Origin of the sequence: Chitinophaga caseinilytica (assembly GCF_038396765.1) — a bacterium.
GTDB classification, from domain to species: domain Bacteria; phylum Bacteroidota; class Bacteroidia; order Chitinophagales; family Chitinophagaceae; genus Chitinophaga; species Chitinophaga caseinilytica.
The window spans coordinates 4,967,762-4,979,568 of sequence record NZ_CP150096.1 but is presented as its reverse complement, the minus strand read 5'-3'; the positions used below and the strand labels follow the sequence as shown (position 1 = coordinate 4,979,568).

The following is an 11,807-nucleotide window of genomic DNA, read 5'->3' as shown; positions in this document are numbered from 1 at the left end:
TTGTGCGCATCAGGCATAGATCATCAAAGGTCGGACTTCTATGGCGATTTTATCTTCCTGCAGCGATGGACAGCCGGCGGCCAGTTGTGCGGCGTGGTCGAGGCTTTCGGCCTGGATGAGGAAATAGCCGCTCACGGATTCGCGGGTTTCGGCGAACGGCCCGTCAGACGCGATGTGGTTTTTGCGGAGGTAGCGGGTTTCCGGCTCGAGGGGCTCTCCGGAAAGGAGGTGCCCGCCGGCGGCGAGGGCTTCGGCCCAGGCGGTCATCGCCGCAATGTCTTCCTGGAGCTCGGCTTCCGTCATGGCGGCTAACCGGGCCAGGTCTTCCCGGATGAGGAACATAAATTTTTTCATGGGTTGCATTGTTTTTCAATATAGTACCGGTTGGCCGATAAATCCGGACAAGGGCGGCTAATTTTTTTGAAGAATAATAATGGAGCGCAAGCACAAAAAAACGAACAATTTACGCCAGCAAATAATACATGTAATAAGTACTACATAACTACTTGAACATGTCTGAAACACCCGATTGGCGGCGTTTCGCGGGGTTGTTGATTTAAGTGTCTGAAATACACGGTTATTGCATCGCAAACAACTTTCATTTCCCATTTTGTAATGCTTCATTTCTGGAAAACCTTGTCTATTCCGTGGTTCAGTATGGGAACGCTCCCATCAATCCACTAGATTTGGAAAATGGAATCGATTGTGCGCGTGGGAAATCTGGATATGGGGACTTTACTTACTTTCAATGAGTTCAATAATCTTTCGTTAACATAAAAATAATGTGAAAATGAAAGAGGAAATTAATTGAATTTAATACTTTTAAACTGTCATTATGATCATTCATCATGTGATTTTGGCAAATATTTAAGAAATTTTAACATTTGACGTTTAATTTGTATGCAAAACAGCCTCCATGCTTGACGGGAATCAACAGCCGATGTATCTTTCAATCCAACTTGTATATCGCAGATCGTATTTCCGGAAGGATGGATAAATATCCCTTCATTATTCAAACCACGTTCAACATGCACTATTTATCACCCGCTGCCCAGACATTCCGCAGCTTCGGATAACCCTCGATCCCATCGGCTTCCCCTGGCCCCCGAATTTGAAATGAGGCAGTAACCTATACGAATACACGTGACGCCCGAACTGCCATGCGTAAGAACCACCAAGGGGAACTCCGGTATCAACTGAGGGTCCACACGTATTATCAGCAGAAATTATCGAAGGTATGAATTCCTGACGGCCACCATGGCGCGTTCAGGCATTGCCATGCCACATTCCCGCCACCTCCTTGCCGTGGCGGGCAGGGGAACTTATATATGCTAACAACCAATTGCTCCATATGACATATTTCTACCCACCTCTCCGCAAAAAGCAGGTCATCCTGCTCGCACTGCTGACGATGGGGACCGGCGCCGCCGCTCAGAAAAAGGTGTTCAACAGGGCCGACAGCTCCAAGCCGGCCGCCAACGACGCCACTGACCGGCTTAAACAACTCCCGGCTTCCTCACTCGACACAGCCGGTTACTTCCGGAATACGGACATGATGCTCCGCAACAGGGGCGCCGTTTCCTCGCCGGACCTCGACCAGGCCCGCAAACTCCCGTACATGGGGATCAACGCCGTGCTTTCGGGCCGCGCCACCGGTGTGGACGTCCGCATCCCTTCCGCCGAGCCCGGCAAACGGAACGCCCTCTTCATCCGCGGCGCCTCCGGTCTGCTCCTGAAGAACGGCGATGTTTTCGCTGCACAACCCCTGTATGTGATAGACGGCATGCCGTTGCAATACGATCATGCCTTTGCGTATGACATCCAGCGGTTCGACTTCAACCGCATCGGCACCGAAATAGACCCGCTCGCTTATATCGACGTCAACGACATCCGCAGCATCGAAGTGCTGAAAGACGCCGCCGCCACCGCGAAATACGGTCCGTCGGCTTCCGCCGGCGTTATCCAGATCTCCACCCGCGGGCCCCGCACCGGCGAGCTCCGCGTGGAAGTGAACGGATACGCGGGCATGTCGCTCAAACCTTCCATGAAAGTGGTCAACGGCCGCTGGGAACGCGATTTCCGCCTGCCGTTCTACGACCGCTACGCCACCGCCGAACAATACCGCAGCTTCCCCGCGTACCTGGCAGATTCCACCAACGCCCAGTATTACGGCACCGCCGACTGGGACGAAGCCTATTATCGCAACGGCTGGATGACAGGTCTCCACGCAGGCGTAAGCGGCGGCAATCGCCTCGCCAGCTTCCGTTTCGGCGTAGGCCAGGCCACGCAGCAGGGCCAGGATAACACCCTCGCGCGCCGCTACAACGTCAACTTCGGGATCAACATCACACCAGCCAAACGGCTCGACTGGAGCACCTACATCAGCGCATCCATGCTGAACAGGAAAAGGAACCAGTCGCTCCGCGACCGCATGGGCGACCAGGATTACATCCTCAACCTCGACCGGCCGCCTTCCCCCAACAAAGGCCTCCTCGAAGCCTATTACGGATACCTGGACGACGGGATCGATAATAACCGCAACACCAACGTGCGCGTCCTGAACAATCTTTCCTACCAGTTTGCGCCCTGGCTGAAATTCAACTCCCGTTTCTCCATCGATTACGGACAGAATTTCCGCGACCTGTTCATGCCCAGCACGGTGAACGACGGTAACAACTTCGCCTCCAACTTCGACGGCCTGCAAAACCGCATGACGCTCGACAATTCGCTGGAGTTCAGCCGCTACCTCGGCAAACGGCACCACCTGACGGTGACGGCCGGCCAGTACAACCAGTGGGACCGCTGGAGCTACATGTACGGCAAAGGTTACCGCGGCAAAAGCGACTACATCAAAATCTACCAGCCCAGTTCGCCCGGCAATCCGGACAACGGGTCTCACAACCTGCGGCTCACGGCCAATTTCAAGGACCGCATCCGCGCGGCGCTGGCCAGCTTTTACGGCAACATCGAATACGATTACGCCGGCAAGTATAACGTGATGCTGTATCTGCGGCAGGACGGCAGCTCCAACGTTACGGAAGAGAACCGCTGGAAGCTGTTCCCAACGGCCGCGGTATCGTGGAACGTTTCCAACGAGCCCTTCCTCCAGGATTCCAAAGCCCTCAGCACGCTTCGCCTGCGCGGCAGCGCGGGGCGCATGGGCAAAGTGTTCTCGCTCGACTATTATAAAGACGGCCCCATTTACAACGTGGAGATCGGATGGGAGGGAACGCCCAACCTGTCGACCTACAACGCCTTCCCCGTGCTGAATGCGGCGTATGAACTGGGGTACGTGGCGCCCGGGATCGGATGGGCCTATACCGACCAGATCAACGGCGGGATCGATTTCGGTTTTGCGAACGATCGCATCAAGGCGTCTGTAGACGTGTATGCGCGCACCGATCGCGATCTGCTGCTGAAAACGCCGGTAGCGCAGGAGTACGGCTATTCCGGCGTATGGCAGAATGGGATGGATATCCGCAATTCCGGTGTGGAGCTCACGCTGGAGGCGTCCATCATCCAAAACAAAACCTTTGCCTGGTCGTCCGCCATCAACGCTTCCATGAACCAGAACAAACTGCTGGCGCTGCCCGGCGGGCAAACCGCCGTTGTGCTGGGCAACCGCCGGTTCGAAGTGGGCTTTCCCACAGACCGGTTCTGGTTGCTGCAGAACGAAGGCATTTATGCTTCCAATGCAGACGTTCCCGCGGGCATGACCTACCAGGGCATCGCCATGAAAGGCGGAGACCCGATCTGGATCGACCGGAACGGCGATAACGTGATCGACGATAACGACCGCATCATGGAAGGCTCGCACAATCCCAAAGTGCAGGGCGGATGGGCCAATACGTTCAAATACCGCGATTTCGAGCTGAACTTTTTGCTGAGCTACGCTTTCGGCCGCAAGCTCATCAACGAAAACCTCGCCGCGCGCTACGACTTCGCCAACCGCGAAGGTGCAGACGATATCGGTGCGGTGAAGGAAGTGTTTTACTGGGCAGAGCCCGAGGGCGATATGGACCGCATCCCGCGGTACAACCCCTGGAGCGCGGTACGCCCGTACCAGGTGAACCAGACGCTGTTCCTGGAAGACGGTTCCTACGTGCGCCTGCGCTCGCTGACCCTTACCTATAATTTCCGCAGCGCATGGCTCGCCAAACGCGGCCTGCAGTCGCTGCGTGTATACGGTACCGGTAACAACCTCCTGACCTGGACCCGCTACCGAGGCGGCGATCCGGAAGCGTTCAGCTACCTGGGATACGACCAGGGCGGGTATAACTGGGCCCAGCCGAAAAGCTTCACACTGGGCTTCAACTTACAGTTCTAATGCAAAAAAGCAATCTCATGCGAAAAATATGGATAGGCGGCCTCACCCTTCTCCTGGCTGCCGGCTGGTCGTCGTGCAAAGACATGCTCGACATCGAAAGTACCCGCGCCGTCACCGAGGAGAATATGTGGGCCACCAAGAACGACGCCTGGGCGGGCAGCTTCGCCTGCTACGGGCTGCTGCGCGCGGCACTCTGCAATGAAAACGCCTATTGGGCACACGGCGAGATGCGGGCAGGACAATTCACCGTTACGCAGCGAGGCGATCTCCAGGCCGTGCGCGACAACCGGCTCACCGCCAACTACGCTACCATGGACACCTGGCGCGACTGGCGCAAGTTTTACGCCACCATCGCCCAATGCAATATCGCCATCGCCAAACTGCAGGGGATCCCGGCGTTGGACGAGCGGTATTCCAAAACCGAAATGGACCTGGACCTCGCACAGGTACGCTTCATCCGCGCATTCACTTACTTCTACATGGTGCGCATCTGGGGAGACGTGCCCCTCATCACCGAGCCCGGCAGCGGCGATTTCACCACCGTTGCCCGTACCGATCAGAACGAAGTGCTGAACTTTGCGTTCAACGAAGTGAACACTGCGATCAATAAGCTGCCCTGGCAGTTCGACGGTACCAATCCGGAGCAGCCCGGCAACTATCGCGGTCAGGGCATCAGCCACTGGCGCGGGATCCTGGCCACCAAAGGCGCGGGGCTTACACTGCAGGCCCACATCCGCGCCTGGCAGAAAGATTACCAGGGCGCGCTCGACGCCATTCAGATCGTACGGGGCAATGGTACCAAAACCGCGTATGCCCGCGTATCCGTTACCGACCTTACGAGCAACGGCGGAACGTTCCGCGGCCGCAGGAACGAGAATATCTTCCAGCTGGATATGAACTTCGACCACGCGGAAATTTCCACCACCGGCCAGCTCGAGAACTGGACGCTCCGCTACCCGGAAGTGTCGAAGAAAGAAGCGGATATTTTCGTGTCGAAAGACAGTATACTCAACATTTTCCACCTCGCCAGCGATACGCGCATCGCCACGTTCTTCACCGACATGGGCGCCATGCAGCCGATGTTCTACAAGATCAAGATGCTGAACAATGCCGTGAAGAACCCCACGCTGCGGTTCTTCAACTCCGCCATTTCGGTGTTCCGGTACGAAGAACTGCTCCTGCTGCAGGCGGAATGCATGCTGCGGACGGGCGACTTCAGCGGGGCACTGGGCCTGCTCAACGATCAGCGCGCCAACCGCAACCTGACACCGGTGCTGAACACGGTTTCGGAAGATGAACTGATGGAAGAGATCTTCCAGGAGCGCAGACGCGAACTGATCGGCGAAGGATGGCTGTGGTACGACCTCGTGACCTTCGGCAAAGTGCCCGAATACACCGGGCTGTCCCAAACCGATGTAGACAACGGGGCCATCTACTGGCCGATTTCCCGCGCCGCGCTCGGCCTCAATCCCAAACTCGTTCAAACCCATTACTGGAAGTAAAAACCGGCTATATGAAAAAGTTTTCCTTCAGTATCCCCGTTCTTATCGCCGGCCTCATGGCCGCCACCTTCTCCTGCGTGAAGAAGAACGAGGAATTCCGCGACATGCAGCCCATCCGGGAAGTTAAAATGTCGACCTACGATTTTCTCAAAAGCGCCAATAAAGGCGGATTGTACGATACGCTCATCTATCTGCTGGACAAGACCGGCCTCGCCGATAAACTGAAATCCGGCAAGGTCACGTTCTTCGTTCCGCAGGATTTTTCCATCGCGGCAGCGATGTACGATATCAATTTCACCCGCGAAAAGCGCGGCGATCCCGGTAACTGGACGGTAGACAGCGTTCGCCTCGGCATCTGGGACACATTGCTGTCCCGCTACATGCTCGAAGGCACATACGACCTCGATACCCTGCGCTATGCAGACGGTATGAACCTCGTAACGCCCTATGGCTACGAAATGAACGGAAAGGCCATCATCACCACTGCTTCCGGCATCGAGAACGGCGGATCGATGGTGATCCAGTATTCCGACAAGAACGAAAGCCGCATCATGAAAAACTGGGTGATGACCACCACGGAAGCTGCCAACCTCAAAACCACTACCGGCGTGGTGCATATGCTTGAGCCCAAGCACATCTTCGGGTTTTCCTCTTTCACCCGCATGGGCTACCCGCCCGTTCGCCGGCCGTATTTCTCCCAGCCCATGGGCATTCCCGGGCATATCGAACTGGGATATTACGACCATGGCGGGGAAGGACTGGCCTATCACGACAATGAGATCGCCGCTAAAGGCACGGCCAATTTCCGGAAAGATGAAGGCGTTGACCTCGATAACTGTACCGAAGGATTGTACAACACCGGTTATACCAACATCAACGAGTGGCTGAAATTCACTGTAAAGATCAACTGGACCGGAAAGTACCGCCTGTATGTGAAAGTAGCATCGCCCAACGACCATGGCCGGCTGCGCATCGAGGTGAACGACGTGAACGTTTCCGGCAGCCTGGCAGTGCCCAAATCCGGCGGTTACCAGACCTGGAGAACGCTGACCGTTCCCGGCGTGCAGTTGACGGAAGGCGTGGCCACTATTTACCACTTCCTGGAAACGGGCGGTTACAATGCCGGCCGGTTTGCATTCATTCCCGAGGAAAGGGTGCCCTACAACATGCAGCCCGCCAGCGTTCCCGGCGAGATCTTCGCCACTGAGTTCGACTTCGGCCTGCCCGGTCAAACGTATTTCGATTCCGACGAAGGCAACAAATCGAACAGCAAAGCGGAATACCGCGTGTTCGAAGGGCCGGATTGCGAGAAGAACGCTACCGTTCCCGGGACCTATTCCCTCAGTCACGGCGTGAAAGGGGAGTGGACTTCCTATTCGATCGACGTTAAACAGGAAGGGGATTATAAAATTTCGTTCAACTACAGCAGCGGCGGCACCGCCGGGAAACTGCACCTGGAGTTGGACGACGTGGCCATCACCGGCTCCCTGAGCGTGCCTGCTTCCGGCGGGTATGGTGTTTACAAGGATTTCGACGGGCCCGTGGTGCACCTCACCGCCGGTCGGCATATCCTGAAACATGTAATCGATAACGCCGGTTACAACCTGTATAAAATCAAATTGATCGCCCAATAAAAAGAGAACCCATGCAAAAGAAAAATACCTGGGACCTGGGGCGCCTGTATGCCGCCGCTGCGCTCTTTGCCACGCTGCTGGGCACCACCGGATGCTATAAGGATTTGCTCCCGGATGAACAGGACCACCTCAGCAACAATATGAACTATACGACCGAGAACTTCGTGGCCGTGCTCGGCAAAACGAACGTTTTCATCAACGTATTCAATGCAGATTATTCCACCCAGCCGCTCACTTTCACGCTCGAGAACATTCGCTCCGGCGATAAACAGCCCGCGCCCATTCTCCGCCAGCAGATCGATACCCGGCAGTGGAAAACCTGGTATAGCGGGTTCGAAAAGACGATAGACGAGATCATGTCGAAAACCTTCGTCACCAAGCGCCCCATTCTCGACATCCGCGAAAACTCCGGGGAGATCATCTTCTGGAACGTGGATTCCAATACCGTGGCTTACGGTAAGTATTTCTTCGACGTACGGGTGAAAAACAAGGCCGGGGAACGCGTGTTCAGCAACCTCACGCTCGACGTCCGCCGCCCGCACCCTTACGAGCCCTACACGATCGACGATATCACCGGCATCCAGAAACCACTGGCCAGCGGCGGTCTCGTGAAGGCGCACGACGCCAGGAACGTACGCGACTACATGCAGCGCCTGCTGCCGAAGGACAGTATCGACGTGTTTTTCGTAAAAACGGGCACGGCGAAGAACACCGTTTCCGTGCGGTTCTTCAACCCCGATTCCACCGTCATCCCCCTCACTGTTTTCGATATGCAGCGTTGGGACAGCCTGTACTATTACAGTCCACAGGCCGCCACCCGCGTGAAGTTCGGCTTTAACCAGCGGTTCGATACCGACAGTACGATCGTGACCTGGGACATTCCCAGTCCTTTCCCCGTGCTGACAGACGTTTCCGGCGGGCTGGACATGGCGCAGGTCGGGTTTGATTTCAAGCGCGTGAATTTCGGCCGGCAGGAAGCGGGGTATGTGATGGTACGGTTCGCCATCCAGGAACCCGGAGAATGGACGGTGGCCGTCAAATTCAGGCAGAAGCCAAAATTCGAGGACGACTGATATCGTAAAACCAATTCAAAAAAGAAACTGATATGCGAAATATATACCCGAAAGTGGTGGCGCTCTGCATGATCGTACTGCTTTTCGCCGGCGTAACGGCCCGGGCGCAGCAGCGGATCACGGTGAAGGGGAGAGTGACGGATGCGCAATCGCACGCCGGCATTCCCGGTGTCAGCATCGTAGACGCCGATCTGAAGAAAGGCATCGCCGTAACCGATCCCAACGGTAATTACTCCGTTACCATCGAAATGAACAAAACCTTGCTGTTCCGGTTCATCGGATACGAAGACAAGGCCATCAAAGTCACCAAAGCCGAGCTGAACCTGCAAATGGCGCCGGCGGAGAAATTCCTGAAAGAATCCGTGATCGTGGGGTACCAGAAGCGGACCAAGGAAACGGTGACCGGTGCGGTATCGATGGTCAGCCATAAAGACATCCAGGACGTGCCTGTTACCAACCTGGAACAATTGCTCCAGGGCAAGGTGGCCGGGATGAACATCCAGAACATCAGCGGCGCTCCCGGCTTCGGCGGCACCATCAACATCCGCGGCATCTCGCAGCTGAACGTGACCGGCAGCGGCGACGAAGCCTTCCTGTCCAGCTCCAACCCACTGCTCGTGATCGACAACGTGCCGGTGGAGTACGACGGCGGTATCGACCAGTCGATGTTACAGCCCGGCGCGGCTACCGGCCCGCTTTCGCTGCTGCCGCCGGAAGACATCGAGTCTATCGAGATCTTCAAAGACGCGCAGGCCGCATCGCTTTATGGTTCCCGCGGGGCCAACGGCGTGATCGTGATCACCACGCGGCGTGGCAATTCCCCCGTTCCCATCATCAACTTCAACAACTCCGTGTTCATGAACACGCCGCCGCAACTGCGCCCGGTTTGGGGTGGACAGCTGGAGCGCGACTTCCGGACGTATACCATCCTGAACTACAGCGAGTACGACTTCCTGGCCAAGCTGCAGTTTGCCAACGCGCAGTTCATTACCGACAGCTTGAACGGCTTCTACAATAACAGTACCGACTGGCAGGGGCTCTTCTATCAGAAAACCTTCAACTCCAACCACAACCTGCAGATCAGCGGCGGTAACGCGAAGATGAACTACAAGGCGAACATGGGGTACCAGATGTACCAGGGCGTTATCAAGAACACCGGCTTCAACCGCTATACGGCCAACCTGCAACTGAACCTGCAGCCCAACGAGCGTTTGCGCATCAGCGGCCAGCTGTTTGCCGCCCTCGGGCAGAAACAGCGCGGCAACGGCGGCGGCCTCACCGGCAACGGTGCCGGCAGCGCCTTCTCCAGCTCCCTGCTGCCCGGGCCTTCGCACTTTCTGGACTTCCCGGAACTGAGAGCCTACATCGAAAACGTGGACGACAATAACACGATGAACATCCGCTCGTACCTGAGCGTAGACTACGAGCTGCTCAAGGGCCTCCGCCTTACTTCGGCTACCTCGTACGACTATACGACCGACACGCGCGACCGCTTCAACCAGGCGTTCAGCAACAACAACCAGACCATGGTGTACGGCTATATTTCCCGCCGCGGGGAGCTGAACACCCGCAATGGACTGGCATACAACTTCACCACCAATCCCGCCAACAGCGAAATGGCGCATAACCTCCTGGTGACCGCCTTCACCGAGGCCAATATCAAGGAGCTGGAAACGCACGTCCGCGACCTGCGCAACGGCCCGAGCGATTACTATTGGGGCCCCCGCGGCTACAGCCCCCGTTTCTATCCGGGCAACCCCTGGAACAACGCGGATGGCTGGAACACCAACGGTACGCTCAACAGCGCCACCTATCACGCACTGTCTTTCGCCGGGGTGATCTCCTATAACTTCCGCACGAAATACAACGTCGATTTCTCATACCGCGCAGACGGCAACTCCGCTTCCGGCACCAAGAGCCGCTACGCCATCAACCCTTCTGTGGGCGTGCGTTACAACTTTACCAAAGAGCCTGTTTTCAAGGAGATGAATTTCATCGACTACGGTTCCGTTCGCGGTTCTTACGGGATTAACAGTCGCCCGGCCTCCACGCGCGTGAACTCGCTCGGCTATTATTCCATCTATTCCGATTACAACAACATGCCGGCCATCGGGCCCGACTGGGGTAAGATGCCGAACCCTTTCCTGCAGTCCGAAAAGGCTTACCAGTACAATTTCGGGTTCGAGATGAGCCTGTTCAAGGGGCGCGTTTCGGTGACGTATGACACCTATTTCAAGGAGTCTTACAACATCCTGCAAGACCAGCGCCTGTCGGATATCACCGGTTACAACGATATCCAGGTGAACGGCGGCGCGATCGTGAACTACGGGCATGAATTCGTGTTGGGCCTCCGGCCGTTCGTGTCCAGCAAAGCGGGCGGATTCCAATGGAACCTCAACTTCAACGGCGCCATCGCGCGGAGCGTGCTCACCAAGCTGCCCGCAGGGCTCCAGATGGCGAGGTTCGACGACGGCGGTCCGTTCTACATCGACCTGGCGCGTAAAGTGGGCCGTAACCCCTTCAGCAACTACATCTACCAGACGGAAGGCATTTACCAGAGCAACACCGACGTGCCGGTAGACCCCATCCGCGGCGTTCGCTACAAAACCGGCCGTGGCAACGGTGTTACGTACTTCCAGGCCGGTGATCCCCGCTGGAAAGACGTCAACGGCGATTATTTCCTCGACGACCGCGACGATAACGTGCTCTCCGGGAATCCCGAGCCGATGGTGACCGGCGGTATCAGTTCTACCTGGAGCTATAAAAACTTTTCGCTCAACGTGTTCGCTTCCTACCTGCTGAAACGCACGATCCTGAACACGGCGATGACGTCGCGCCTCATGAAGCTGACGCAACCGGCCAATACGGAATATACCGGCCCTGGCGGCGGGTCCGTCAACATCTACGACCTCGACCTGATCGATTACTGGCAGAAGTCGGGCGACATGTCCAAATACCCCAACATTTACTATGTGTGGAGGAACGGGCAGATCCAGCCTTTTCGCGCCGACCAGACGCTTTGGGAAGAAGACGGTTCGTATTTCAAGCTGAACCAGGTGACGCTGGCGTACACTTTCCGCGATTTCAACTTCATGAAACGCCTGAAGCTGCGCTCGCTGCGCGCTTATGCCACAGCGTTCAACGTCGCCATCTTCTCGCCCTATTCCGGCCCGAACCCGGAAAACGTGAGCCAGCTGGGCCGCGACAATATCAATGGCTATCCCTCCGCACGTACTTACACCGCGGGTTTCACAGCCGAGTTTTAACGTAG

General features: G+C 56.4%; 6 protein-coding genes. 5 read left to right on the top strand and 1 reads right to left on the bottom strand.

The features are described 5' to 3' along the window. Positions 1-9: 9 nt before the first annotated feature. Complete coding sequence (locus WJU22_RS20515; RefSeq protein ID WP_126246436.1) at positions 10-354, bottom strand: YciI family protein; 345 nt, start codon at positions 352-354, stop codon at positions 10-12. 997 nt (positions 355-1,351) lie between these two features. On the opposite strand from WJU22_RS20515, the gene WJU22_RS20510 reads away from it, so the two are divergent. From WJU22_RS20510 to WJU22_RS20490, 5 genes are read left to right on the top strand one after another with little or no spacing between them, the layout of a single operon-like run. Beyond that, positions 1,352-4,327 (top strand): SusC/RagA family TonB-linked outer membrane protein, encoded by a 2,976-nt coding sequence (locus tag WJU22_RS20510; RefSeq protein ID WP_341840040.1) that lies wholly within the window; start codon positions 1,352-1,354, stop codon positions 4,325-4,327. A gap of 17 nt (positions 4,328-4,344) precedes the next feature. Then, the gene (locus WJU22_RS20505; protein ID WP_341840039.1) at positions 4,345-5,829 is read left to right on the top strand and encodes a RagB/SusD family nutrient uptake outer membrane protein; all 1,485 of its coding nucleotides are present in this window, start codon (positions 4,345-4,347) and stop codon (positions 5,827-5,829) included. An 11-nt stretch (positions 5,830-5,840) separates the two neighbouring features. Beyond that, positions 5,841-7,463 (top strand): carbohydrate-binding protein, encoded by a 1,623-nt coding sequence (locus WJU22_RS20500; RefSeq protein ID WP_341840038.1) that lies wholly within the window; start codon positions 5,841-5,843, stop codon positions 7,461-7,463. An 11-nt stretch (positions 7,464-7,474) separates the two neighbouring features. Further along, positions 7,475-8,536, top strand: a complete 1,062-nt coding sequence (locus tag WJU22_RS20495) for a DUF5007 domain-containing protein (RefSeq protein WP_341840037.1) — start codon at positions 7,475-7,477, stop codon at positions 8,534-8,536. A 32-nt stretch (positions 8,537-8,568) separates the two neighbouring features. Next, complete coding sequence (locus tag WJU22_RS20490) at positions 8,569-11,802, top strand: SusC/RagA family TonB-linked outer membrane protein (RefSeq protein WP_341840036.1); 3,234 nt, start codon at positions 8,569-8,571, stop codon at positions 11,800-11,802. The last annotated feature ends 5 nt before the right edge of the window (positions 11,803-11,807 follow it).